Here is a 24,616-nt window from a genome sequence, read left to right as displayed (position 1 = left end):
ATGACCGTTTCCGTGATGCTCGTCGATGACCACCCGCTCGTCCGTCTCGGCATGGCCGGCATCGTCGCCCGCCAGCCCGGCTATGCCGTAGCCGCCGAAGCCGCCGATGGCGCCGACGCCATCGACCTGTACCGCCGCCTGCGGCCCGACGTGGTGCTGATGGACCTGTCGATGCCCCGCGTCGGCGGCCTCGAGGCGCTGCAGGCGATCCGCGCTTTCCACCCGGACGCACGGGTCGTGATCGTTTCCAGTTCCGACGGCGAGGAGCATGTCTACCGCGCGCTGCACGCCGGCGCCCGCGCCTACCTGCTGAAGGACGCGCCGGAAGCGCAGCTGGCCGAATGCCTGCACGCCGTCGCGGCGGGGCGCCGCTACGTGCCGCCGGATGTCGCCACCCGCCTCGCCGCGCGCCTCGACAACGATGCGCTGACCGGCCGCGAGCTCGACGTGCTGCGCTTCCTGGCCCAGGGCATGTCGAACAAGCTGATCGCCCGCGCTGCGGGCATCGCGCCGGGCACCGTCAAGTACCACGTGAAGAACATCATGGCGAAGCTGGACGCCTCCTGCCGCACCGAGGTGCTGCGCGAGGCTGTGCGGCGCGGCATCGTCGACATCGTCCACTGAATTTCATTCACCGATAGCGCGCGCCGGCCCGGGTCGGGTCGGCCCGCAATGGCCCGCAATGGCCCGCAATGGCCAGCAACGGTGGCCAACAACCATGCCGTGCGCTACAATGCGTTGTTCCTGATAACGCATTCTCATTACAATGGCCGCTTTCCCACGCTCCCGATCCCGCCGCGCCGCCCTGCGCGGCCGGCTCGCGTCGTGGGTGGTCGCGCTGGCGGCGGCGATCCTGCTGCTGCAGCTGTTTGCTGCGGCGGCGCACCACGACCACGAACTGGCCGCCAAGTCCCAGCACTGCGTGGCGTGCGCGCTGCATGCGCAACCGCACGCCGCGCCGCCCGAAGCACGGCCCGCTCCGGCACCGTTCGGCTGGACACTGCTGCACACGCTGGCGTCCCTCCCGCCCGCTTTCCCGGCTGCCCACGCGGCCCGCTACCTGCTGCCGCCGTCGCAGGCGCCGCCTTCGTTCCTGTCCCTCCGCTGATCCCGGCCGCGCCATCGGCGATTCGCCAGCGCGCACCCGACCACCCACATGCTCCCGCTTTGCGCCGGTGCGCGTGCTGTGCTTCCACCAGCCGCGCCGCGGCGCAGCCATGGGCCACAGGAACACCATGCACGACCGAACCGATATCTTTCCGCGGCGGCTGGCGCTTGCCGCGCTCGTCTCCACCCTGTTTCACATTCCCGCCGCGCTGGCGGACGACGCCGGCACCGTCGTCATCGACGGCCAGCGCGGCGGCTACCGCACGCTGGCCGTGGCCGGCGCCACCAAGACCGACGCGCTGCCGAAAGACCTGCCGCAGAGCGTGCGCACGCTGACCGCCGGGCTGCTGCAGGATGCCGGCGTGACGTCGCTGGCCGGCGCTCTCGACCTGGCCAGCGGCATCTCGCGCCAGAGCGACCTGGGCGGCCTGTGGGACAGCTACGCGATGCGCGGTTTCACCGGCGACCCGAACTTCGGTTCCGACTACATGGTCAACGGCTTCGCGGCAAGCCGGGGCTATAACGGCCTGCGCGACATCGCCGGCACGCAGGCGGTGGAAATCCTGAAGGGGCCGGCATCGGCGCTGTACGGGCGCGGCGAGCCGGGCGGCACCGTCAACATCCTCACGAAGAAGCCGCGCTTCGCGCCCCGCTACGCCATCGAAGCCGGCCTCGCGAGCCATGCGACGCGGCGCGTGGCCGTCGACCTGACCGGCCCGCTGTCGGACACCGTCGCGTACCGGATGAACGGGGCGCACCAGGGTGGCGGCAGCTTCCGCGACACGGTACGCACCGACCGCGACTACCTGTCGCCGTCGCTGCTGTGGCTGGCGGGACCGGAGACCACGGTATCGTATGAAATGGAGGCTTCGCGCCAGCGTTCGCCGTTCGACCGGGGCATTCCCGTGCCGGCCGCGGGGCCCGGTGTACCGGTGGAGCGCTTCCTCGGCGAGCCGGCCGATGGCCGCATCACGGTGAAATCGCTGGGGCACCAGCTGTTCGTCCAGCATGGCCTCGGCAACGGCTGGTCGCTGCAGGGTGGCGCGGCCTATCGCGACAGTTCGCTGAAAGGCCATTCCAGCGAAGCCAGCGACCTGCTGCCTGACGGGCGCACGCTGCGCCGCCAGCGGCGCTCGCGCGACTGGTCGGCGACCGACCGTTCGGCGCGCGCGGAGCTGCTGGGCAGCGCCACCGCGCTCGGCATGAAGCACGCGCTGCTGTTCGGTGCCGATGGCTACAGGTTCGACGACACGCGCCTGCAGCTGCGCCGCAATCCCTCGGCCGCGAATGCCTATGCGATCGACCTTTACGCGCCGGCCTATGGGGCCGTCGCGGCGCCGCTGGCCGTGTCGGTCGATACGCTGGAACACCAGCGCGCCCACGCCGTCTATGCGCAGGACCAGGTCACGATCGGCGAACGATGGAAGATGCTGGCCGGCGTGCGGCACGACCGCTACCGGCAGAGCGTGGCCAATCGCCGCACGGCGTCCGTCAACGGGCAGGCCCTGTCGGCGACGAGTCCGCGCGCCGGCGTCGTCTGGCAACCGTCGGATGCCGTTTCCCTCTATGCCAGCGTGGCCCGGGGATTCCGTCCGAACAGCGGCATCAGCATCGACAACGCGGCGTTTCCCGCCGAGCGCAGTATTTCCTATGAGCTGGGCGCCAAGGCGGAAACGCGCGCCGGGCTGTCGGGCACGCTGGCGCTGTACCGGATCGACAAGGAAAACGTGCTGACGACGAACCCCGTCAACACCGATTTCGCGATTGCCGCCGGCGAGGTGGCCAGCAAGGGCGTGGAGCTCGACGTCTCGGGCGAAGTGGCGCGCGGCGTGCGGCTGTCCGGCGCCTATGCGTTCACCGATGCGCGCGTGACGCGGGGAGACAATGCCATCAGGACCGGCAGCCGCATGCCGAACGTGCCGCGCCACGGCGCCAACGTGCTGCTGGTGGCGGGCAATGCCGTCGCCTCCATCGGCGGCGGCGTCGCCTATGTTGGCGAGCGCCGCGGCGAGGTTGCCGCGTCGGGCGATTTCCGCCTGCCCGGCTACACCACCGCGCGCGTACTGGCGGCCTGGATGCCTTCGAGGCGCTGGCGCCTGGCCATGAACGTGGACAACCTGTTCGACCGCCGTTACTACGCCAGCTCGTACAGCCGCCTGTGGGTGGCGCCGGGCAGCACGCGCACCGCGTCGCTGAGCGCGACCCATGTCTTCTGAGGATCCGCAATGAACCACCCGAACCGGATCGCCTCGATCGACATCGCGCGCGGCATCGTCATGCTGCTGATGACGGTCGATCACGTGCGCGAAACCTTTTTCCTCCAGCACCAGGTCGGCGACCCGATGGACGTTGCCGCCACCGACCCGGCGCTGTTCTTTTCGCGGCTGGCCGCGCACTTCTGCGCGCCGATGTTCGTGTTTCTCACCGGCCTGTCGGCGTGGCTGTACGCGCACCCGCCGGCCGGCCCGCGCGACGCCACCGGCTTCCTCGTCAAGCGCGGCCTGCTGCTGATCGGGCTGGAGATCACCGTCGTCAACTTCGCATGGACCGGCACCCTGGCGCCATCGACCGTGTACCTGCAGGTGATGTGGGCGATCGGCCTGTCGATGCTGGCGCTCGCGCTGCTGCACAGGCTGCCGCTGGCCGTGATCGGCGTGCTGGGCGCGGCGATCGTCGCCGGCCACGATGCGCTGCACTTCATGCCCGAGCCGGGCAGCCTGGCGGCCGCCGCATGGACCGTTCTCGAACAGCGCGGCTTCCTGCTGGAAGAGCCCGTGCGTGTGAAGGTCAGCTATCCGCTGCTTGCCTGGATCGGCGTGATCCTGCTCGGCTATGCCGCCGGCCCGCTGTACGCCCGCGGCACGCCGCCGGCACTACGCCGCCGCCGGCTGCTGGCGATCGGCGCCGGCTGCCTGGCGCTGCTGGCCGTGCTGCGCGGCGTCGACGTCTACGGAGAACCGGCGCAGTGGACAATGCATGCGCAGCCGCTGCTGACGGCAATGTCGTTCGTCAACTTCACCAAGTACCCCCCATCGCTGGACTTCGTGCTGCTGACGCTGGGCGCCGGCACCATCGTGCTGGCGTTCGTGGAGCGGCCGCTGCGCTGGACCGGCATCGCCGCCGTGTTCGGCGGCGCCCCGCTGTTCTACTACCTGCTGCACCTGTATGCACTGCTGGTGCTGCAGCGGCTCGCCGCCTTCGTGCTGGATGTGCCGCGCGCCGATGCCGGCCACGTTTGGCAGGTGTGGCTCATCGCGGCGCTGCTGGCGGCCGTGCTGTACTGGCCGACCCGCCGGTTCGCGCGGTACAAGCGCAGCAGCGGCAAGGCGTGGGTCAAATATTTTTGATGATATTGATGCAACGTGGTTTTTTGATAGATTTATGTCAATACTATTAAGATAAAATCAACTCCATGGGCAGGACGGCCCCGTCACGCCTTTATATAAACCATGGAGAACAAATGAAAGCTGGACAGTTGAAAGCCACACGCCTGCTGGGAATCGCCGCCTGCATCGCGGGCCTTGCCGGACCCGGTAGCGCCGCCGCGGGAGGATTCGACAACGGCATCCCGGCGGACTGGCAGTGCCAGGGCAACTGCGGCGCCGCCGGCGCGGACGGCGACGTAACACTGGCGCCCGGCGGCGGCACGAGCTACGGCTATGTCACGAGCGAATCGGGCGTCGCCGGCGTCTCGCTGCCCGGCGTGGGCGGCGTGGGCGAAGCGACCACCGGCAGCCGCCTGCTGTCGAATCTGTTCACGGCCGAGGCCGGCCAGGCGCTGGACTTCAAGTTCAACTATGTGACTTCGGATGGCGCCGATTACAGCGATTACGGCTGGGCGCGGCTGCTGGACGCCAGCGGCGCACAGGTCGCGCTGCTGTTCACGGCCCGCACTTCGCCATCCGGCAGCGCGGTGCCCGGCTTCGACATGCCCGCCGCCGCGGCCACGCTGACGCCGGGCCAGGTCGGCATCGTCGCCGGCGGCCCCACCTGGAGCCCGCTCGGCGCCGATTCGGGCGATTGCTATGACGCCGGTTGCGGCTACACCGGCTGGGTGCAGTCGTCGTACCGGATCGCCGACGCGGGCAATTACTACCTGGAATTCGGCGTGACGAACTGGGACGACGAGGAGTACCAGTCCGGCCTGGCGTTCGACGGCGTCACGCTAGACGGCGTGCCACTGCCGGCCGTGCCGGAGCCGGCCACGTATGGCATGATGCTGGGCGGCCTGGGGCTGCTGGCCGCATGGCGCCGGCGCGCGGGGCGGTAAGCCGGGACAGCAAGCAACTGATGCTGCCGCCGTTGCGGCGGCAGACAAAAAAAGGCGCCGATTGCGGCGCCTTTTTTCTTGTTACGGCTGCTGGTCCGGGAACGCGTTGGTCGCCTTCGCGCCCCATGCGGCATAGAACAGGATGTACAGCTCGCACGCCACGGTCAGCAGGAACGACATCTGCAGGCCGTAGATATCGGCCAGCCAGCCCTGCACGACGACCAGCGCGCCGCCGGCGATCGCCATGATCAGCAGGCCGGCGCCTTCCTCGGTCAGCGGGCCCAGGCCGCGGATGCCCAGCGTGAAGATGGTCGGGAACATCACCGAGTGGAACAGGCCCACGGCGATCAGTGCCCACATTGCGGTCGGGCCGGTGGTGAACGTGGCCAGCAACATCACGACGAAGGCGCCGATGGCGGCGCCGCCCAGCACGCGCTCGGCCGACACCGAACGCATCAGCACGCTGCCGACGAAGCGGCCCACCATCATGCCGCCCCACAGCAGGAACAGGTAGTGCGACGCGCTCTCGTGCGTGAGATTGCCGATGTGGGGCTGCGACACGAAGTTGATGAACAGGTTGGCGACGCCGATTTCCGCGATCAGGTAGATGAAGATCGCCGGGATGCCGAAGACGAGGTTACGATGGCGCCACAGCGAATGCGAGCCGCGCTCGTCCTTGGAGACGCGGCGCGACGTCATGGCCGGCAGCGGGTAGCGCGCGATGATAACGGCCAGCAACACCAGCACGGCCGCCACGATCAGGTATGGCAGCTGCACCGCCTGCGCATCGGCCAGGCGCTCGGCCTGGGTCAGCACCTGGCCCGCCTCGGCGGTGCCGCTGGTGGACCGGCCCAGGATCAGGTAGCCGCCGAACAGCGGCGCGAACATCGTGCCCAGGGAATTGAACGCCTGCACCAGGTTCAGGCGCGACGACGCCGTTGCCGGCGGGCCCACCACGGCCACGTACGGATTGGCCGCCACCTGCAGCAGCGTGATGCCGCAGGCGATGACGAACAGCGCCACCAGCGTCACCACGTAGGATGGCAGGCGCGCCGCGGGGATCATGCCCAGCGCGCCGACGGCCATGATGCACAGGCCGACCACCATGGCTTTCTTGTAGCCGACGCGTTCGATCAGGCGCGCCGACGGGATCGACGCGACGAAATACGCGATGAACCACACGGATTCGATCAGCGTCGTCTGCGTATAGCTGAGCTCGAAAACGCTGCGCAGGTGCGGCAGCAGCGTGTTGTTAATGACGGTAATGAAACCCCAGATGAAGAACAGGCTCGCGAGCAGCGAGAGCGCCGACTTATAGCTGGCAGGCGATGATGCCTGTCCGTCCAGCGTCGCGCCTGCGGAAATGTTTGGGCCGGCCACGAAGAATCCTTTGTCGGAAGTGAAAAGGCTTCATCCTAGGGGCGGGCTTGCCGGATTACCAATTCCATAAATGATGGCCGGTATATCAAAAGATGATATCTCGGCCGATTATAGCGATGCTGGCGGTATGGCCGCTGCCGGATTGTTGCGTTTCGTTATACCTCCAGCCTGTGCACCGCCGTCATCAGGAGTATGCTTGCTGGCATGGTGCTAGCCCGTGCCGCCGGCGCCGGATAACTGGGATCGACATGCCATTCGGGTTCGCCAGCCTGCGTCCGCCACCGATGGCGGCATTGCGCCCTTACCTCGTGTTCATTCTGTTGTGGCCGATTGCCGGGCTGCTGATCGCCGGCGCGTCGTGGCTGCTGCTTTTGGGAAATTTCAGCCGGGAGCGCGATGCCGCCGAGCGCCAGGCGCTCGAGTCGACGCTGAAGATCGCCACCGAGCGGGCCACGCAAACCCGCGGCAACCTGGCGATGATCGACCAGGTGCTGCTGATGATCCGCCTGCAGTGGCAGGCGCTCGACGGCACGATGAAGCTCGACCAGTTCGGCAAGGTGGCCGACCCGGCGGGCGTGCCACTCAAGATCAGCGTGTTCGGCGCCGATGCGCGGCTACGCATGACGAACGCGCCCGGCCTGTGGTCGGCAGCAGAACTGCGCAGGGTGGACCAGCTGCCCTTCTTCGCCAACCAGCAGTTGCGCGCGGCCGACGACATGTTCATCGGCATGCCCATCCCCGACGAGGCGCGCCTGCACTATATCGTGCGGTTCTCCCGCAAGCTGCTCGACAGGGACGGCGAATTCGCCGGCGTGGCCGTGGTATCGGTCGACCCCGACAACCTGATCGCCGATTTCGACCCATCGCGGCTTGGCACGCACGGTTTCCTGGCCGCCGTCGGCAGCGACGGCATGCTGCGCGCCTTCAAGCTGGGCGAATCGTTCCGGCGCATCGAGCTGCTGCCGATGTCGCTGCGGCAGGCCCTGGCCAGCGCCGGCGGCAGTGCCCTCGTCCGGGGCAACGAATTCGGCGACGGGATCAGCCGCTACGTCGGCTGGCAGGCGGTGGACGGCTTTCCGCTGATGGTGCTGGCCGGTGCCGACCAGCCCCATGCGATGGCGCTGGTGCGCGAACGGGAGCGCGCTTCGCGCCAGACAGCCACCGGCGCCTCGGTCGCACTGCTGATCTTCGTGCTGGCGGGCATGACGATGTCCGGGCGACTGGCCCTGCAGCGCTACCGGCTCACGGTGGCGCAGGATGCCTACCGCAAGGCCACCGAGGCCAGCACCGAGGGATTCTTCATCACCGCGCCGGTGCGTGACGGCAGCGGCAATGTAATCGATTACGTGACGGTCGACTGCAACGAACAGGGCGCGGCGCTATCGAACAGTACGCGCGAGGAACTGATCGGCAAGCGGGTTTCCGCGCTGTCGCGCGATATCCCGGTCGAGCCGGCCGTGACGCTGCTGGCCCAGGCGATGGCACATGGCAGCGCCGAGGGCGACCTGGAATCGCAGCGCGACGGCAAGACCACGCATGTGCGCATCAAGGTGCGGCGCTCCGGCGACGTGCTGGCGGTGACGCTGCGCGACGTGACGCTGGAACGCGCCCACGTGTCGAACCTCGAGCGCAAGAACTTCGAGGATACGCTGACCGGGCTGCCGAACCGCGCCTGGGTCGGCAAGTGCCTGCCGGACGCGGTGGCCCGCGCCAAGGCTGGCGGCAAGTCGCTGGCGGTGCTGTTCGTCGACCTGGACGGTTTCAAGGCCGTCAACGACACGTTCGGCCACGCCGCCGGCGACGAACTGCTGCAGATCGTGGCGCGCCGCCTGAAAGTGGCGGTGCGGCCGGGCGACCACGTGGCCCGGCTCGGCGGCGACGAGTTCATCGTCATCCTTGAGAACCTGCACGGCACCGCCGAGGCGGCGCAGGTGGCCGCGCGCGTGCTGCAGGCCTTCCATGCGGGCGTGGCGATCGGCGCCGGCACCGCGTCCGTCGGCGCCTCGGTGGGTATAAGCATGTGCCCGGGCGACGCGCAGGATGTCGACATGTTGCTGCGCCACGCGGATATCGCCATGTACGAAGTCAAGACCAGTGGCAAGAACGGCTGCCGGTTCTTCGACCCGGCCTTCTACGGCGCGATGCGGCAGCGCAAGCAGCGCGAAAACGAACTGCAGGCGGCGATCGCCGATAACCAGTTCGTCATGCATTACCAGGTGCGGGTCGACGCGGCCACGCAACATGCCGTGAGCCTCGAGGCGCTGGTGCGCTGGAACCATCCCGCGGCCGGGCTGCTGTACCCGGACGAGTTCATTCCGCTGGCCGAGGAGACCGGCATGATCGTGCCGCTGGGCGAAGTGGTGGTGGAAAGCGTGTGCGCCCAGATCGCCGCCTGGACGCGCGACGGCTGCCCGCCGCTGCCGGTCTCGATCAATGTCTCGAGCCGCCAGTTCAACGAGCGCGACATGCACGCGCTGTTCCTGGAGGCGCTGGAACGGCATGGCATTCCCCCGCGCGGGTCGAGATCGAGCTGACCGAATCGACGATGATCCGCGATCCGGAACGCACGGCGGAACACCTGCAGGCAATGCACGCATTGGGCATACGGCTGCTGGTCGACGATTTCGGCACGGGCTACTCGTCGCTGTCGATGCTGCAGCAGCTCGACTTCGACCTGCTGAAGGTCGACAAATCGTTCACGCGCCGCCTGGGACACGACGGCCAGGGCGAGATCCTGTTCAAGGCGATCATCACGATGGCCCATGCGCTGGGCATGAAGGTGGTGGCCGAGGGTGTCGAGCGGCCCGAGCAGGCGGAGGTACTGTCGCGGCTGCAATGCGACGAACTGCAGGGCTACTACATCGCCACGCCGCTCGACGCGTCGGGCGTGCAGGTGGAAATCCGGCGGCGCCAGCGGGAAAAGCGCAGCGCTTGAGAGGCGGAGTCGGCGGCGACGCCCCTCAGGCGAACCGTTCCAGCTCCCTGTCGCTGAACCCGGCCCGGCGCCGCGCCTCCAGGTTGAACGGGCCCTTCGGCACCGGCGCCTTGTAGCGCTCCACCAGTTCGTCGTACGTCGCATACGGTTCCAGCCCCTGCCGCTCGCACAGCCAGCCGTACCAGCGATTGCCGATTTCCACGTGGCCCACTTCGTCGCGCAGGATGATGTCGAGGATTCGCGCGGCGGCGAGATCGCCGGCCTGTGCCAGCTTCGCGCGCAGCGGCGGAATCGCATCGAGGCCGCGCGCCTCCAGCGTGCGCGGCACCAGCGCCATCCGCGCCGTCACGTCGCCACGCGTTTTCGCCACCATCTCCCACAGGCTGTTGTGGCCGGGAAAATCGCCATAGCCATGGCCGAGCGTGGCCAGGTGCGCGGCAAGCAGCCGGAAATGCGTGGCTTCCTCGCTCGCCACGCGCAGCCAGTCGGCATAGTACGGCGCCGGCATGTCCGTGAAACGCCACAGCGCGTCGAGCGCCAGGTTGACGGCATTGAATTCGATGTGCGCCAGCGCATGGACCAGCATGGCGCGCCCTTCGGGCGTGGCCATCGAGCGGCGGCCGACATCCTTCGGCGCCACCAGTTCGGGGCGCGCCGGGCGCCCGGGGATCGCCGGCGAATCGGCCAGCATGGCGGCAGTATCCAGCGCGCAGGCGCCGGCAGCCCGTGCGGCGGCCATGCGCGCCACTTCGTCGGTTTTCACGACCGGATCGGCTTCCAGCAGGCAGTGGCGCGCCCAGGCGCGCAGTTCGGGAATGGGAGCCATCGGCGACCTCTTGCAATGCAAAATGCCGCAGTGTAGCAAACGGCCGGCCCGGCCGCGGCCCGCATCGCCGTCAGCGCAACCCGCCCAGCCGCAATACCACGCCGGTATTGCCGCCAGTGGTGCCGTCGGCGTTGCCCAGCACATAGATTTCTCCAGCGGCATCCTGCGCCAGGCCCAGCACCGGAATGCCGAGCGGGTTGCGCTTCGGCGCGATCAGCCGCTCGACCCGGTTGCGCACGCCCAGCGTCAGCAGCTTGCCGGTGCCGTCGTTGCCGATATAGTCGGCAAACACGTATTGGCCGTGCAATTGCGGGATCGAGTTGCCGGCATAGACGAAGCCGCCGATCACCGCCTGCCGGAGCACGATCTGGCCTGCGCCGTCGCGGTGATCGTACTCGGCCACCGGGTCGATCAGCCCGGCCGGAGCGCCGGGGCTCGCCGCGTGGACGAAGCCGCCCGCCGTGCCGTTGGCATCGAACAGGAAGCTGCCCTCCTTGATGCGCCAGCCGTAGTTGCCGCCGGAAACGATGTGATTGACTTCCTCGATCGCCCCCTGCCCCACGTCGCCGGCCCACAGCGTGCCCTCGCTGTCGAACGCCATGCGGAACGGGTTGCGCAGGCCATAGGCGAAGATCTCGTCCGCGCCATCCCTGCCCACGAACGGATTGTCGGCCGGGATGCCATAGGCGCCATTGGCGGAATTGCTGCCCAGCGGATCGATCCGCAGGATCTTGCCCAGCACATTGCCCGGCGCCAGGCTCTGCGCGTTGCCCTCGGGCGCATGGCCGGGACCCTGGTCGTCGCCGGCGCCGCCGTCGCCCAGCGAAATGTACAGCAGCCGGTCCGGCCCGAACGCCAGCGCGCCGCCGTTGTGGTTGCCCTGCGGCTTGTCGATGCGCATCAGCACGCGCACGCTGGCGGGATCCACCACCGGGTTCGCGCTGCCCGGGTTCGACACGCGCCATTCCGACACCACGCTGTGGTTTACCGGGGCGACACCGGCCGGCTGCGTGGAAAAGTCGGCCAGCCCCTGCGCCGGTTCGGATGTGAACAGGTAGAAGCGGCCGTTGCTCGTGTAATCGGGATGGAACGCCAGACCCAGCAGGCCCCGTTCGTCGCGATTGTTAAGCGGCACGAGGCGGCTGCCCACGTCGAGGAACGGCGCCGACGACTTCTTCGGCCCCAACCCGCCGACCGGCGCCTTCCAGATCTTGCCGACCTGGTCGACGATGTACAGGCTGTCGGGCTCGCCCGGTGCCACCGCTCCCGCGACCGGCGCGGCCAGGTTGGACAGCAGCGGCCGCAGCGTGACATTGACCGCGCTGGCCGGCAGCGTGCCGGGAATCGGATCCGGGATCGGTACGTTCTGCGCCGGCGCCGCAACGGCGAGAAGCGACAGGGCAACCGCGGCAATGGGTTTCACGACCGTGCCAGTGGTGGCGCCGGGTACGGCGGCGGGGCGCGGTCGGCGAAGCGGCGAGCAGATAGCAGGAGGCATCAAACGAATCGAGGTGCGGGTCATGGCGGTCTCCGTCGTTGGTGGATGCGGCTTGGAAGTGATGCCTGAAAATCATGCGCCACTATCGGCAGGCCGACAAGCGTGCTCCGCTCTTGCTTGCGAGGGGGACGCCTCTGTCTCGACCACGCAAAAAAGCCGCCCGAAGGCGGCTTCCGGTCACCGCGGGCCGAAAGGTCAGCGGGAGTGCTTGTGGCTCTGGCGCCCGGCGGCGGCGTGCTGTTCAGGCGTGCCGCCCTGCACACCCTTGCTACCCTGCCGGTTGCCGGACTGGTTGCCGGCGGACTGGCTGTTGTCCGCCTGGCTGTTGCCGCGATTGCCCGACTGGCCGTTGCCAGCCGATGCGCTCTGGCGGTTGCCGTCGTTCTTGTGGCTCAGCGCGCCGGCGCGGCGCGCCTCTTCGGAAGTGAATTCATGCGCATTGCCCGAGGCATGGGCGGCGCGGCCCCCTTCGGCGGCGATTTCGCGCTGGCGCTGCGGGTCCATCGATGCGAAGCCGCGATTGGCGACACCACCGCCCTGGCCGTTGCCGCGGTTGCCCGACTGGCTGTTGCCCTTCGCTTGCGTGGACTGATTGTTGCCCTGCGGGTTGTTGTTGCTCGAACGGTTGGCTGCCATGACGATCTCCTTGGATATTGGTAAATATTGGGATGGAAACTGCACATCCTTTATGCGACCCGGATTTGCCAGGTCGCGAGAAGGAGTGTGCATGGTAGGCCGGGCCCGGCGGTTTTTTTATAAGCCGTGTCCCTACCGGAACGTAGGACAGTGCCCCATGGCCGAGTGGGAAAGTTCACCTGGCCATGGCAACGAATTCACAATCGGTGCGCGTTCGGGCCGCCTGCCGTGGCGTGGTACCGAAATGTTTTCGATAGGCGGTGGCGAAATTGGTGGCGGCCGCGTAGCCGGCGACGGCGGCGGCTTCTCCGACACTGGCGCCATCGAGCAAGGCGTCGCGGGCCCGTTCCAGCCGCAGCGTTCGCAGCCGCCCGAACACGGAGCAGCCCCACGCCTGGCGCGTCAGGGCCTGCAGCGAAACAGGATTGGTGCCCAGCTCGCGCGCGATGCCGGCCATCGACATTTCCGCATTGCCGGCGGCACGCAGCAGCTCTTCCAGCCGGCACAGGCGCCGCCGGTCGACAGCGCGCAGCCCGCCCCTGGCAGGCCCCGCATCGCCGATCGCGCCCAGTGCTTCGGCGGCCAGTTCGATGCAGCGCGCTTCCAGTCGCAGGCGCTCCAGTCCCGGCAGGAACGATGCCGGCTCGAGGATCTGTCGCGCCAGCCCGCGTGCCCGCGCCGACAGTGTCCACGGCCGGCGCGACAGATGTTCGCGGCAGAATGCGCGCAGCGCCCCATGGTCGCCGTGGGTGGCCAGTCCGCCTTCTTCCATCCACTCCGGCGTCAGCGTCAGGCTGACCTTGCGTTCCGCGCGGCCGGCCTGCCAGCGTCGGGAGAACAGGTCTTCCTCGGCCAGGTTGACCAGCGCGCCGCCGCCCCGCTGGGCCGGATCGGCGCCGCAAGGCCCCAGCTGGAAGCGGTGATGGCCGAACGACAGGTCGGTGGCGCCATCGACCAGCAGCACGATCTTCACGCCGGGATCGAGCTGGTTGCTGGTGGCCATCGTCCGCAGGTCCTGCACGCAGGCGGCATGCAGGATCAGGCCGGGGCGCAGCCTGAGCGTGTCGAACTGCCCGTGCAGGACCCGTTCGTCGGCCGGCGCGCTGTCGTTGAACGTGTAGGCGGCGCCCAGCATCGCCGCGCTGCGCACCAGGTCGGCCCTGGTGACATACCGTGTGCTGCCGCACGCGTGCGCGGCGGTTTTTCCGGTCTCAATCATTTTATTTTTTTTCGCAAACATTACTTCGGCAACAGTCTGCCACAATTCCGCCCTTCAGCAAATAAGAATCATTCGCATTCATGGAGAGCCGATGAAATCCGCAGTCCTTCGCCGCCTGCCGCTGGCCAGCGCCCTGTTTTCAACCCTGTACTCGGGCCTGTATGCCGGGGCGGCATCGCCCGCCTTCGCCCAGGAAGCCGAACCGCTCCAGACCGTGGTGGTGACGGCTTCCACGCAGGAGCAGACCGTGCGCGATGCGCCGGCCAGCATCTCGGTGCTGACCCGCGCCGACATCGAGAAGCGACCCGTGCTCGAAGTGGCTGAATTGCTCGGCACGATCGAAGGGGTATCCTTGTCGCGCAGCGGCAACCAGGTGCCCGGCGTGCAGCTGCGCGGGCTGGGCGCGGCATACACGCTGTTCCTTGTCGACGGCAAGCGCGTCAATTCCACCAGCGCCAGCTTCCGCGGCAACGACTACGACACCGGCTGGGTGCCCACGACCGAGATCGAACGGATCGAGGTGGTGCGCGGGCCGATGTCGTCGCTGTATGGTTCGGATGCGATCGGCGGCGTGGTCAACATCATCACGCGCAAGGTCGGCAAGACATGGCGCGGCAGCGTCAAGCTCGATGCCGTGGCGCCGCGCGACGACGAGGCCGGCGATACCCGCTCGGCCAGCGTCAGCGCCAGCGGTCCGCTGATCCCGGACGTGCTGGGCCTGCGCGTTTCCGCAGGCTACGACAAGCGCGACGGCGATGGCCGGGTCAACGCGCCCGTCAATGGCGTGGCGCAGGCGGGCATGCCGCTGATCGCCAACCGGCAGTACGGCGCGCTGCTGTCCTGGCTGCCTGCCACCGGCCACGAGGTCAAGCTGGGTTACGACACCAGCCGGCGCGACCACGGCGGCTTCATCCTGGAACGCGATGCCGGCTCGCTGAGCCACACGGGCCGTTACGCCTTTGGCCGCTCCGACATCTCGATCAACCTGGACAAGACGCGGAACCTGGTCGGCACCGTCACCGGGCAGACCAACCCGAACGAGGCGCGCAACGACACGATCAACGGCAAGCTGGTGCTGCCATGGGACGCGGCCGGCCACACGCTGACCGTGGGCGGCGAGGCGCGGCGCGAAAAGCTGCACGATCCCGCCAACGTCACCGGCCTGCCCGGCACGCCGGGCTTCCGGAGCAACCCGAATATCGCGGTGAAACAGGAAGCCCTGTTCGTCGAGGATGAAATCGCGCTGCCGGGCGACGTGCGCCTGACGCTGGGCGACCGCTACGACCACCACGAGAACTTCGGCGGCCACCACAGCCCGCGCGCCTATGCCGTGTGGCACGCGGCACCGGCGTGGACGGTCAAGGGCGGCTGGGCACGGGCCTTCCGCGCCCCGACGCTGCTGCAGGGCTCCGCCAGCTGGGGCTCGGTATCGTGCGGCAGCGCCACCGTGGGCTGCTACATCATCGGCAGCCCGGACCTGAAGCCGGAAACGAGCACCAGCAAGGAGCTGGGCATCCTGTACGAACGGGGCAGGCTGGCCGGCGGCGTGACGGCGTTCCACAACAAGCTAAGGGACATGATCGACATCACCAGCCGCACGTCCGACCGCGCGCTGGCCCCGTCGTATGACAATTTCAAGGGCTTCCTGCCCGACGGCCGGCCCGTGTTCGCCTACCAGAACATCGCCAGCGTGCGCACCCGCGGGGTCGAGGCGAGCCTGCGGGCGACCTTGACGGACACGCTGGTCGGCCGCCTCAACTACACGTACACGGACACGAAAAACACGAGCGGCGCCACGCCCCTGCCGCTCGTCTATCGGCCGCGCATGAATGCCAACGCGTCGCTCGACTGGCAGCCGGCGCAGGCATGGAACACGTCGGCCACCTTGCGCTACATCGGCGAACAGTACCTGAACGTGCCCTCCAGCGGCGTGAACCTGCTGCGCAAGGGCGGCTACACGGTGGCCGACCTGTCGGCGGCATACCGCGCGGGCCGGTACACCGTCAGCGGCGGCGTGCTGAACGTTGACGACCGGGGCACGCAACGCGACGTGTCGGCCGATTTCAACGAACAGGGCCGGCGGCTGTTCGTGTCGCTGCTGGCGAAATTCTGATGCGCCGGCTGCTGGCATCGATCGCGGCGTGGCCGCTGCTGTGGGGCGCCGCCGGATTCGCCGCGGCAGCCCCCGCCCCCGATCCCCTGCCCCGTTTTACCGGCGAACTGGCCGCGCAGACGCACCGGGAACACCCGGTGCCGCTGGCGCCGGGCGACTTCGTGCAGGGCCGGCTCGCCGGCAAGGCGATGCGCCTGGTGCTGCTCGACCGCGACGGCAAGCGTGCCCGCATCCTCGCCAAGGGCCGGCGCGACCACCAGGACTTCATGTTCATCGCCGGCGAGCGCGGGCCCTACACGCTCGATGTGCGCGCGCCGGTAGCGGGCGCCTATGAACTGGCCTTGACGCGGCAGGTGCCGCTCGCCGCGCAGGTCGCGCCCGCGACGGTCCCCGACAGCCCGCGGCTGCGCGCGCTGCAGCGATCGCTGGCAGCCGGCAACGGCACGGATGCGTTCTGGGCCGAAGCGGCGGCGGCGGGCGGACCGCTGGTCGAGCCGGCGGATATCGCCCCGGCACCGGGCGGGGACGAGCTGCTGGTCACGTTCCTGTGGCGCGGCGCCGCCGGCAACGTGCGGGTGATCGGCGCGCCGTCGGCGGACCACGATGCGTTGGCGCGGCTGGACGGCAGCGATGTCTGGTACCGCAGCTACCGGGTGCCGGCCAGCACCCGCCTGTCGTACCGGCTGGCGCCGGACGTGCCCGAGTTCGACGGCACGCCCACGCAGCGCCGCCGCGCGATCCTGTCGACGGCGCAGCGCGATCCGCTGAACCCGCGCAGCTTCCCCGCGAAACCGCTCGATCGGTTCGACGGCTACTCGGTGCTGGAACTGCCGGCCGCACCGCCGCAGAAGTGGGTCGAGCCGCGTGCCGGAATCGCGGCCGGCACGGTGGAAACGCTGCGGCTGGCCAGCACGGCGCTCGGCAACGAGCGCGACATCGTGCTGTACCGTTCGCATGGCTGGCAGACCGGCGCGGCCGGCAACGCGCTGGTGGTTCTGTTCGATGCCGAGAACTTCACCGAGGAGGTGCCGACACCGGTGATCCTCGACAACCTGGTGGCCAGCGGCACGCTGCCGCCGACCGCGGCGATCCTGATCGCCAACCCGAGCGGCGAGGCCCGGGGTGCCGAGTTGCCGCCCAATGCCTCGTTCGCGCGGTTCCTCTCCGCGGAACTGATGCCCTGGGCCCGCGCCCGCGGCGTGCATGCCGAGGCCGCGAAGACCGTGATCGCCGGTGCCAGCTACGGCGGCCTGGCCGCCGCCTGGGCGGGCTTCCGGCACCCGGAGCTGTTCGGCAACGTGTACAGCCAGTCCGGCTCGTTCTGGTGGTCGCCCGCCGGCGCGGAACCGGCATGGCTGACGCGCGAGTTCGCCGTCGCGCCGAAGGCGCCGGTGAGCTTCCTGCTCGAAGCGGGCCTGTTCGAAACGGGCCGCGCCGGCTCGCCCGGCATCCTCGACACCACCCGGCACCTGCGCGACGTACTGCGGGCAAAAGGTTACGATGTCGCGCACCGCGAATTCGCCGCCGGGCACGACTTCTACCACTGGCGCGGCAGCCTGGGGGATGGCCTGGCCGAACTGCTGCGCAAGCCGGAGCGGATGAAGTAACGGGAACCGGTGGCGGGCGCCGATCGATTTGCATCGATCCAGGCAAGCCGGCGCCTGCCAACCGGAATCGCGGTAACAGCAGAGGCGCCGCGCGCATGCATGCCGAAGAGTTATCCAAAAAAATTATAGCCAACATCTGAACTTAAAATTGGCCGTATAACTGGGCTTTGCGTACGATTCGTTCACTGCATCACGCCAATTGCATCACGCCAACGACTCCAGGAACCGCCATGAACGCCACCATTACTGCCAACCCCGCCGCCAATACCGCCGCGCCGAAAGCCGGCTCCGCCCTTGTCCGCGCCGCCAGCGCTGTCTCGGCCTTCATCCGCAACGCCATCAAGCAGTATGGCGCGCCATACCTGAACGGCCCGCTGCCGCCGCTGTAAGCCTGCGGGGACCGCAAGCTGCCACGCATGGCCCTTCGGTCCCGTACTTTCCGCTCCACCTCCCGCCAAACCGTCTTCCCCGAGCGCCGGCGCCCTCCCTGCCGGCCGCACCGGCCTGCAACCCGGCCTGTCGCCGTTCCCGTTTCCGTTTCCGTTTCCTTCCACATTCCCTGATCGGCACGTCGCCGGAACGTCGGTCGTCACGCGCCTGCAGCGGCCACGGTGCATGAAGGGATCAAACATTCACGATCATTACCGAACGACGTCATGGCAATTGCCAGACATAACGGGAACGTATAATTTACCAAAAGAAACAGTGATAACGGCCGCCAGTGTTATATGAATTGATTATCGCAGGCATGGGAAATCAAAATTGGCCATATATCTTGGGTGCGCGTAAGATTCAATCATCGCGAAGACGCAAACACCGCAAACGAATACAGGAGCCTTACCATGAACACCACGACCGCACACCGCTTCGAAGCCGCTACCGAAACCTCGACTTTCGCCCGCCTGGTTTCGTCGTTCCTCGCCGAAGTCCGCCGCGCCATCGAACTGGCTGGCGCCCCGTACGTGAACGGCCCGCTGCCTCCGCTGTAAGCTTCAACTGCCGCAGTCATGCAAAAGCCTCCGCTTGCGGAGGCTTTTGTACTTCTGTGGACGCCGTCGACTAGCGCGAGGCCCGGGGCGGACCGGCACGCTGCCCCTCAATGAGCGTGCCGCGGCGCCCTCACCCGCACCGGCGGCGGTGGCTGCCGTGTCGATTCCACCGCGAACCGGTCGCCGTCGCGCCGGTTGTCCGGCGCGGACAGCACGCGCACGATCACGTTGCGCGGCACGCCCTGCGCGGCCATGTACACCCACGCATTGGCAGCGCCGCGCTGGGCGTCAACCACCAGGCCCTGGCGCACCAGGGCTTCCATGTCGCTGTTTCTTCTCAACTGACGTTTGCTCATCATTGGGGCTCCACCTGTTGCGATTCGATCCGTCGCGACGCCGCTTCGGGCGCCGTGTCCATCTGGCGTGCCAGCAGGGCGAGCTCGGGGCCGCCGTGCTGCAACATGCGCAGCACCCGCCCCACCAGTTCGCGAGTCTCCATTCCGTACTCCTGTGCCTTGATGTCCTCGACCTGCTCGCGCATGGCACGCAGCTTGCGCACAGGCTCCGACTCCGCGCCGGGCATGCGGGCAGCCTGTTCCAGCAGCACGTCGGTGATCAGGCCCAGCTGCTTGCCGTACGACGCCACTTCTTCGAACGCGCGCCGTTCGATCCGGGCGTTGCCGGCGCCCGGCCGGATCGTGTTCTGGAACCACGTCACGTCCGGGTCGATGGCCTGCGACACCGCGCCGCTGAACGGAAAATGGAACTGCGGGGCGAGGACCACGAAGGGGAAGGGAATCATCTGCGAGCCTTTCAGGTTGTTGTACCGGCGAGAAATGGCAATAACGGCGATAAGCGCCGCATGCGGCGGGCGCCTGTGGCGGCCGCGGTATCCATCATGGTAGCGGCTGGCAGATAAAAAACTGTCATCGATTGTAACCACGGCCGGCACGGCACCCGCCGGCGCGCTTCAGCCGCTTGCGGGCGCCACCGCCGGCATTCTCGGCGGCACCGTTCCGTTCAGCCAGTAATCGCCGATCATCCGCTCGCGGAAGATGGCAGGGTTGTGCGATGCCGCCGTGCGCGCGTTGCGCCAGTGGCGGTCGAGCCGGCGCGCCTCGCCCGTCGCCGACGCGCCGCCCACTTCGAACAGCAGCGTGGTGGCCTGCATCACCAGGTCGATGACCACCTGCTGCGCCTGGAACGCCTTGATTTCCGTGGCGGCATACAGCGCATCGTCCGCCGTTCCCGCCTGCGCGCGCTGCCAGGTTTCTTCCAGCGCGCGCGCCACGCCGTCGACCAGGCTGTCCGCCGCGTAGGACAGGCTGGCCAGCCGCCCCACCACGCGCTGCACCAGCGGGTCGTGCCGCGGGCTCGATTCGCGCGGCACGTCGAACGCGCGGGTCTTGTGCTGGACAAAGCCGACCGCCTCGCGCAGCCCGGCCCGGGCCGCGCCGGCCATGCTGGTCAGCAGCACCAGCTGCAGGAAGCCCTTGTTATACGACGCCGGCAGCGTGCTGTCGAAACGCCGCACCACATGCTCTTCGCGCAGCCGCACGTTGTCGAACACGGTGGTGCCGCTGCCCGTCATCCGCTGGCCGAAGCCGTCCCAGTCGTCGAGCCGGGTCACCCCGGGCAGCGTGGCCGGGAACGCCAGGCTGGCAAGCTGCCCGCCATCCATCGCCGTGGCCACGATCCAGTCGGCATAGATGGTGCCGGTGCTGTAGAACTTCTTGCCGGTCAACAGCCAACCGCTTTCTTCATCGCGGACGATCGTCGTGCCGACGGCGCTGGTGGCCGACTGCTCGGCCATCGCATAGCCGATCAGCGCGCCGTCGACCACCTTCGGGAACCAGAATGCGCGCGTGGCTTCGTCCTCGTGGTTCAGGCGGCTCTCGAGAAACGAGAAATGGCCGCGCAGCAGGTGCGACACGTTGGAATCGGCGGTCGCCAGTTCCAGCAGCAGCGTGAAGAACTGCGGCAGCGTGGCGCCCAGGCCGCCGTAGCGGCGCGGAATGCGCAGCGCGCCGAAGCCGGCCTCGCGCAGCCAGCGGACTTCCTCGAACGGCAGCCGGCGCTCCTGCTCGCGCTCCACGGCGCCGAGCGCGATGCGGTCGAAGATGGGCTGGAAGCGGGCGCGCAGCGCATCGTCCGTCAGGGCTCGCAGGCCCGCGTCGTGCGTATCGGCGGGACGCTGCGCGGCGCGCACGGGTGCATGGAGTTCGCTCATCGGTCCTCCCTTTACCTGAACGCGTACTGGATGCCGGCATACACGCCGAAGCCTTCGCCGGGCGCGGAGCGGCGCTGGTCGGTGCCGGCGTCGTTGTACGCCGGTGCCACGCTGGAAACGTAGTGCTTGTTGGCCAGGTTGCGCAGGTCGGCGAACAGCTTCCAGCCTGCGCTCGGGTGGTCGTAGCCGAAACTGGCGTTGACGATGCCGTAACCGTGCGTGCGGAACGAATTGGCGTAGTCGACATCGATCGGCGACGCCGCCTGCAGGCTCAGGCTGGCGTAGAATCCGCCCGGATGTTCGTACTGCAGTTCGCCCTGGTAGAAGCGCTTCGGAATGCCCGGCAGCGTGTTGCGGCCGAATTTCGCGTCGCCGCGGAAGTAGAAATCGTTCAGCGTGAACGACTGCCGCGCCGACAGCTTGCCGCTGGCGCCGCCCTGCCACAGCTGCGATTCCAGGCCCGCCTCGATGCCCTGGTGGACCGTTGGCGTGGCGTTCGACTCGGCCGTGATCGCCGCCGATGTTGCCGATGCGGGGATCACCTCGACCGACAACAGCTCGTTCTTCACCAGCGCGCGGTAGACCGACAGGCTCCAGTTCGAATCGAACGCCCTGCCCCGCGTGCCGATTTCGACGGTATTGGCCTTCTGGTCCTTCAGGTCGAGCCCGCGCCGCGACAGTCCGGTGGCGGGTCCCGACGTGAACGTCGGCGGGATCGTCAGGAATGCCCACGTGTTCGGCGGTTCGACCGAGCGGCTGACGTTGCCGAACACCTGCACGTCGTTGTCGAACGTGTAGCGCAGGCCCGCGCGGGGTGCCAGCGCGGTGGTGCTGCGGTTGTACGGTTCGTTGGTGACCGGGTACACCACCTCCGTGTAGCGCTTGGTCTTGACGGCGGAAACGCCGGTGGTCAGCCACAGGTTCTGCGCCACTTCGAGATCGTTCCCGGCATGCAGGATATGGTCTTCGCCGTCGTATTCCGCGCGCCGGATCAGCGTGCCGACCGGCAGCGACGCGGTGGCGGCGGCGGGGATGCGCACGCGCGTATCGAGCCAGCCGTGGTTCAGGTGGTTGGTGGACAGCGCGCCCACCTTCGTTTCGCTGCGCTTGCCGAACAGGGTATCGCGGCGCGCATACTGCAGCGAGTACGAGGCATCGGCAAAACCCCAGCTGCCGACGTTGACGGCCAGCTGCTGGTCGATCGGGTAGTCGTGCACGACAAGGCCGACTTCCAGCGACGAACTGTCGTCGATGGCCCACGTGGTCTTGTTGGCGAGCCAGCGCGAACCGGGCTGGTTGCGGTGCGCGTTCTGCGCCACCGCCACCGGGTTGGCCTGGCGGGGGTCCTGCTCGACCTGCGCCACGGTCAGTGCGCCGGGCTGGTAATTGTCGGTCTTGCGGTAGCGGAAATAGAAGCGCGTTTCCAGGTTCGGGGCGATTTTATAACCCAGGTTGCCGATGAAGCCGCGCGATTCGCCCTGCGACAGTTGCTGGTAGCCGTCCCGTTCGGAGGCGATGCCGGCCACGTAGTAATCCAGGTTGCCAATCACCTGGCCGGAGCTGACGGCGACCTTCCTGTATCCATAGCTGCCGCCCTCGACGCGCACCTCGAAGGGATTGGCGTCGCGGCCGGTGCGGGTGACGTAGTTGATCGCGCCGCCCAGCATCAGCGCGCCCGAGTCGAACGCGTTGGCACCGCGCAGGATCTCGGTGCGCGACAGTCCCAGCGGTTCGAACAGTTCGTACGGCGTGCCGCCGGGACCGGTGACGGGCAGGCCGTCGAACAGGAACAGCGTGCCGGAGCGGAAGAAGTTGGTGCCGCGGTTGATGGCCGAGCCGCGGATCGAGATCTTGATGCCGTCGGTACCGCCAGCCGCCTGCGCATACACGCCGGGCTGGAACGCCAGCACATCTTCGTTGGTGAACACGCGGCCCTTCTCCACCTGCTCCTGGCTGACGACGCTGACGCCGCCCGGCACCTCGTCGAGCCGCAGCTTCGCGCGATCGACGCCGTTCAGCGCCTTGCCCGCCACGTGCACCGTGCCGGCCAGCGTGACGGCGGTGTCGGCATCGGCCGCGGTGGCGACCGCGGCGGCCGAACCGGCGATGTCCGCCTGGTCCGCTGCGGCGACGGCCAGCGCGGGCGCCGCCTCGATGGCGGCGACGGCGGCGGCGAACGGCGCGGCGTGCGCCGGGCCCGTGACTGCGCACAGCATGGCCGCGGCGGCCGCGATCGCCGTCAGCGCGGTGGGGCGGCGGGTGCCGCCGCGGTTGTCATGGACTGCCCGGTGGTGCTTTGACTCTGCCTGAAACTGTGCCTGGTACGCTGCTTGATACACGATGCCGTTCTCACTTTCGTTGTTAGTGGTGCTTCACTGCGGGTGCTTCACTCCGGGGGCTTCATTGCGTGACGTCCCCGGTCGCGTTTGCGACAGGAATAGTGAGGTGGAAGTTACCGAACCGTGCCGCATTGCACAAACAATCAAAAGTGGAATCGATATGACGAAGGGCGATATATGTTTTTGCACAGCGAGGTGGAGAGCAAGTGCCCGGAACGCCGCTTTGCAAAGCGTTCGCACACGTTTTCGATATCCATATACGGAACGGTTCGTTGTCAAACGCTCATGGATAACTATGATGGGAGCCTGACAGTCGAGCGGAGCGATCCATGAATTTCCAGCAGCTGCGCTTCGTGCGCGAAGCCGTGCGCAACAACCTGAACCTGACCGAGGTGGCCGCCGTGCTGTACACGTCGCAATCCGGCGTGAGCAAGCAGATCAAGGACCTCGAGGATGAACTGGGTATCGAACTGTTCGTCCGTTCCGGCAAGCGCCTCACCGCCTTGACACGCGCCGGCGACGGCGCGGTGCAGATCGTCGGCCGCATCCTGCAGGAAACGGAAAACCTGCGGCGCTACGCCAGCCAGTATGCCGGCGTGGACAGCGGCCGCCTGGTGATTGCCGCCACCCACACGCAGGCGCGCTACACGCTGCCGAAAGTCGTCGAGGAATTCAACCGCGCGTACCCGAAGGTCACGCTGGAACTGCACCAGGGTACGCCGCGCCAGATCGCCGCGATGATCAGCGAGGGCGACGCCGACATCGGCATCGCCAGCGAGGCGCTGGACGGGGCATCCGGCGTGCAGGCCCACGCATGCTTCACGTGGAGCCACCGCGTGGTGGTGCCGGCCGGCCACCCGCTGCTCGCGCGCGCGCCGGTCACGCTAGCCGACATCGCGGCGTTCCCGCTCGTCACCTATAACGAACAGTTTACCGGCCGCAAGTGCGTGGACGCCGCGTTCAGCCACGCCGGCCTGGTGCCCGACCTGCGGCTGACGGCGATGGATGCGGACGTGATCAAGACCTACGTGCGGCGCGGGCTGGGCGTGGGCATCGTGGCCGAGATGGCGCTCGAAGACCTCGACCCGGGCCTGGAAGTGCTGGCCACGGACGGCGACCTGTTCGGCACCTGCACCACGATGCTGGGCGTGCGCAACGGCGTGTTCCTGCCCAGCTTCGCGTACCGCTTCATCGAGATGTTCGCGCCGGGGGTGGCGGTGGCGCCGCAGTAGGCGCATGCGACACTGGTGCAGAGCCTGGTGTCAGACACCAGCAGGTCGAGGCTTTCGGCAACATAGAACGCCAGGAGCCAGTCACCTGTCCCCGGCACCAGATCGTCGAACGACGCGCTGCTGCTGCGGTGCAGCGCCGCATACATGCCGCCCCGCGCGAGCAACTGCCGGTGGTCGCCCTGCTCGACGATCCGCCCGCCGTCGAGCACCACGATCACGTCGGCATCGCGGATCG

At 68.1% G+C, this 24,616-nt stretch carries 19 protein-coding genes and 1 pseudogene; 11 read left to right on the top strand and 9 right to left on the bottom strand.

The genetic code is table 11. The features are described 5' to 3' along the window. The 5 genes from GJV26_RS27140 (at nt 1) to GJV26_RS30385 (ending at nt 5,377) form a co-directional block, all read left to right on the top strand. A complete protein-coding gene (locus tag GJV26_RS27140; protein WP_155711705.1) occupies nt 1–624 on the top strand; it encodes a response regulator in 624 nt (207 codons plus the stop codon). A gap of 142 nt (nt 625–766) precedes the next feature. Further along, nucleotides 767–1,108, top strand: coding sequence for a hypothetical protein (locus GJV26_RS27135; RefSeq protein ID WP_155711704.1), 342 nt, complete (start codon nt 767–769; stop codon nt 1,106–1,108). Nucleotides 1,109–1,235: 127 nt separating this feature from the next. Then, complete coding sequence (locus GJV26_RS27130; protein ID WP_155711703.1) at nt 1,236–3,323, top strand: TonB-dependent siderophore receptor; 2,088 nt, start codon at nt 1,236–1,238, stop codon at nt 3,321–3,323. Between the two features lie 9 nt (nt 3,324–3,332). Next, nucleotides 3,333–4,454 (top strand): acetyltransferase domain-containing protein, encoded by a 1,122-nt coding sequence (locus GJV26_RS27125; RefSeq protein ID WP_155711702.1) that lies wholly within the window; start codon nt 3,333–3,335, stop codon nt 4,452–4,454. 113 nt (nt 4,455–4,567) lie between these two features. Further along, entirely contained in the window at nt 4,568–5,377 is an 810-nt protein-coding gene (locus GJV26_RS30385) for an NF038132 family protein (RefSeq protein ID WP_155711701.1), read from the top strand. Between the two features lie 81 nt (nt 5,378–5,458). On the opposite strand, the gene GJV26_RS27115 is transcribed toward GJV26_RS30385, so the two are convergent. After that, on the bottom strand, nt 5,459–6,757 hold the full coding sequence (locus tag GJV26_RS27115) for a sugar MFS transporter (RefSeq protein ID WP_189442192.1): 1,299 nt from the start codon (nt 6,755–6,757) through the stop codon (nt 5,459–5,461). 92 nt (nt 6,758–6,849) lie between these two features. On the opposite strand from GJV26_RS27115, the pseudogene GJV26_RS27110 reads away from it, so the two are divergent. Further along, nucleotides 6,850–9,692 (top strand): annotated as a pseudogene (locus tag GJV26_RS27110) (bifunctional diguanylate cyclase/phosphodiesterase). 25 nt (nt 9,693–9,717) lie between these two features. On the opposite strand, the gene GJV26_RS27100 reads toward GJV26_RS27110, so the two are convergent. The 4 genes from GJV26_RS27100 to GJV26_RS27085 all read right to left on the bottom strand — a co-directional run bounded on the left by GJV26_RS27100 (nt 9,718) and on the right by GJV26_RS27085 (nt 13,871). Next, entirely contained in the window at nt 9,718–10,518 is an 801-nt protein-coding gene (locus tag GJV26_RS27100) for a ferritin-like domain-containing protein (RefSeq protein ID WP_155711698.1), read from the bottom strand. A gap of 70 nt (nt 10,519–10,588) precedes the next feature. Then, a complete protein-coding gene (locus GJV26_RS27095) occupies nt 10,589–11,941 on the bottom strand; it encodes a PQQ-dependent sugar dehydrogenase (RefSeq protein ID WP_173346289.1) in 1,353 nt (450 codons plus the stop codon). A 270-nt stretch (nt 11,942–12,211) separates the two neighbouring features. Beyond that, entirely contained in the window at nt 12,212–12,652 is a 441-nt protein-coding gene (locus GJV26_RS27090) for a KGG domain-containing protein (RefSeq protein WP_155711696.1), read from the bottom strand. Between the two features lie 175 nt (nt 12,653–12,827). After that, a complete protein-coding gene (locus GJV26_RS27085) occupies nt 12,828–13,871 on the bottom strand; it encodes a helix-turn-helix transcriptional regulator (RefSeq protein ID WP_173346288.1) in 1,044 nt (347 codons plus the stop codon). Nucleotides 13,872–13,962: 91 nt separating this feature from the next. Between GJV26_RS27085 and GJV26_RS27080 the strand changes: the two genes are divergently transcribed. The 4 genes from GJV26_RS27080 to GJV26_RS27065 all read left to right on the top strand — a co-directional run bounded on the left by GJV26_RS27080 (nt 13,963) and on the right by GJV26_RS27065 (nt 18,580). Continuing rightward, a complete protein-coding gene (locus GJV26_RS27080) occupies nt 13,963–15,984 on the top strand; it encodes a TonB-dependent receptor domain-containing protein (protein WP_155711694.1) in 2,022 nt (673 codons plus the stop codon). Continuing rightward, the gene (locus GJV26_RS27075; RefSeq protein ID WP_155711693.1) at nt 15,984–17,591 is read left to right on the top strand and encodes an enterochelin esterase domain-containing protein; all 1,608 of its coding nucleotides are present in this window, start codon (nt 15,984–15,986) and stop codon (nt 17,589–17,591) included. Before GJV26_RS27080 ends, GJV26_RS27075 begins: the two co-directional genes overlap by 1 nt. Nucleotides 17,592–17,821: 230 nt before the next feature. Then, nucleotides 17,822–17,980 (top strand): hypothetical protein, encoded by a 159-nt coding sequence (locus tag GJV26_RS27070; RefSeq protein ID WP_155711692.1) that lies wholly within the window; start codon nt 17,822–17,824, stop codon nt 17,978–17,980. 453 nt (nt 17,981–18,433) lie between these two features. Next, nucleotides 18,434–18,580, top strand: a complete 147-nt coding sequence (locus tag GJV26_RS27065; RefSeq protein WP_155711691.1) for a hypothetical protein — start codon at nt 18,434–18,436, stop codon at nt 18,578–18,580. A 107-nt stretch (nt 18,581–18,687) separates the two neighbouring features. Here GJV26_RS27065 and GJV26_RS27060 read toward each other — a convergent pair whose 3' ends face one another. The 4 genes from GJV26_RS27060 to GJV26_RS27045 form a co-directional block, all read right to left on the bottom strand. After that, entirely contained in the window at nt 18,688–18,939 is a 252-nt protein-coding gene (locus GJV26_RS27060; protein ID WP_155711690.1) for a hypothetical protein, read from the bottom strand. Then, nucleotides 18,936–19,382: a hypothetical protein gene (locus GJV26_RS30005; RefSeq protein WP_189442197.1), complete on the bottom strand. Its 447-nt coding sequence runs from the start codon at nt 19,380–19,382 to the stop codon at nt 18,936–18,938. The genes GJV26_RS27060 and GJV26_RS30005 overlap by 4 nt, the downstream gene beginning before the upstream one ends. A 168-nt stretch (nt 19,383–19,550) precedes the next feature. After that, on the bottom strand, nt 19,551–20,810 hold the full coding sequence (locus GJV26_RS27050; RefSeq protein ID WP_155711689.1) for an acyl-CoA dehydrogenase family protein: 1,260 nt from the start codon (nt 20,808–20,810) through the stop codon (nt 19,551–19,553). Between the two features lie 11 nt (nt 20,811–20,821). After that, a complete protein-coding gene (locus GJV26_RS27045) occupies nt 20,822–23,149 on the bottom strand; it encodes a TonB-dependent receptor family protein (protein WP_216643175.1) in 2,328 nt (775 codons plus the stop codon). A 329-nt stretch (nt 23,150–23,478) separates the two neighbouring features. Here GJV26_RS27045 and GJV26_RS27040 point away from each other — a divergent pair, with 329 nt between their 5' ends. Further along, entirely contained in the window at nt 23,479–24,381 is a 903-nt protein-coding gene (locus tag GJV26_RS27040) for a LysR substrate-binding domain-containing protein (protein ID WP_155711688.1), read from the top strand. The last annotated feature ends 235 nt before the right edge of the window (nt 24,382–24,616 follow it).

This window comes from Pseudoduganella dura, assembly GCF_009727155.1.
Taxonomy (GTDB): Bacteria; Pseudomonadota; Gammaproteobacteria; order Burkholderiales; family Burkholderiaceae_D; genus Rugamonas; species Rugamonas dura.
This window is presented reverse-complemented; position numbering and strand designations above follow the sequence as displayed.

Excerpts from the sequence above, each read along its gene's own strand:
- GJV26_RS27140 (WP_155711705.1), top strand. The coding sequence starts at position 1 with ATGACCGTTTCCGTGATGCTCGTCGATGACCACCCGCTCGTCCGTCTC.
- GJV26_RS27135 (WP_155711704.1), top strand. The coding sequence starts at position 767 with ATGGCCGCTTTCCCACGCTCCCGATCCCGCCGCGCCGCCCTGCGCGGC.
- GJV26_RS27130 (WP_155711703.1), top strand. The coding sequence starts at position 1,236 with ATGCACGACCGAACCGATATCTTTCCGCGGCGGCTGGCGCTTGCCGCG.
- GJV26_RS27125 (WP_155711702.1), top strand. The coding sequence starts at position 3,333 with ATGAACCACCCGAACCGGATCGCCTCGATCGACATCGCGCGCGGCATC.
- GJV26_RS30385 (WP_155711701.1), top strand. The coding sequence starts at position 4,568 with ATGAAAGCTGGACAGTTGAAAGCCACACGCCTGCTGGGAATCGCCGCC.
- GJV26_RS27100 (WP_155711698.1), bottom strand. The coding sequence starts at position 10,518 with ATGGCTCCCATTCCCGAACTGCGCGCCTGGGCGCGCCACTGCCTGCTG.
- GJV26_RS27090 (WP_155711696.1), bottom strand. The coding sequence starts at position 12,652 with ATGGCAGCCAACCGTTCGAGCAACAACAACCCGCAGGGCAACAATCAG.
- GJV26_RS27085 (WP_173346288.1), bottom strand. The coding sequence starts at position 13,871 with ATGATTGAGACCGGAAAAACCGCCGCGCACGCGTGCGGCAGCACACGG.
- GJV26_RS27080 (WP_155711694.1), top strand. The coding sequence starts at position 13,963 with ATGAAATCCGCAGTCCTTCGCCGCCTGCCGCTGGCCAGCGCCCTGTTT.
- GJV26_RS27075 (WP_155711693.1), top strand. The coding sequence starts at position 15,984 with ATGCGCCGGCTGCTGGCATCGATCGCGGCGTGGCCGCTGCTGTGGGGC.
- GJV26_RS27070 (WP_155711692.1), top strand. The coding sequence starts at position 17,822 with ATGAACGCCACCATTACTGCCAACCCCGCCGCCAATACCGCCGCGCCG.
- GJV26_RS27065 (WP_155711691.1), top strand. The coding sequence starts at position 18,434 with ATGAACACCACGACCGCACACCGCTTCGAAGCCGCTACCGAAACCTCG.
- GJV26_RS27060 (WP_155711690.1), bottom strand. The coding sequence starts at position 18,939 with ATGATGAGCAAACGTCAGTTGAGAAGAAACAGCGACATGGAAGCCCTG.
- GJV26_RS30005 (WP_189442197.1), bottom strand. The coding sequence starts at position 19,382 with ATGATTCCCTTCCCCTTCGTGGTCCTCGCCCCGCAGTTCCATTTTCCG.
- GJV26_RS27050 (WP_155711689.1), bottom strand. The coding sequence starts at position 20,810 with ATGAGCGAACTCCATGCACCCGTGCGCGCCGCGCAGCGTCCCGCCGAT.
- GJV26_RS27040 (WP_155711688.1), top strand. The coding sequence starts at position 23,479 with ATGAATTTCCAGCAGCTGCGCTTCGTGCGCGAAGCCGTGCGCAACAAC.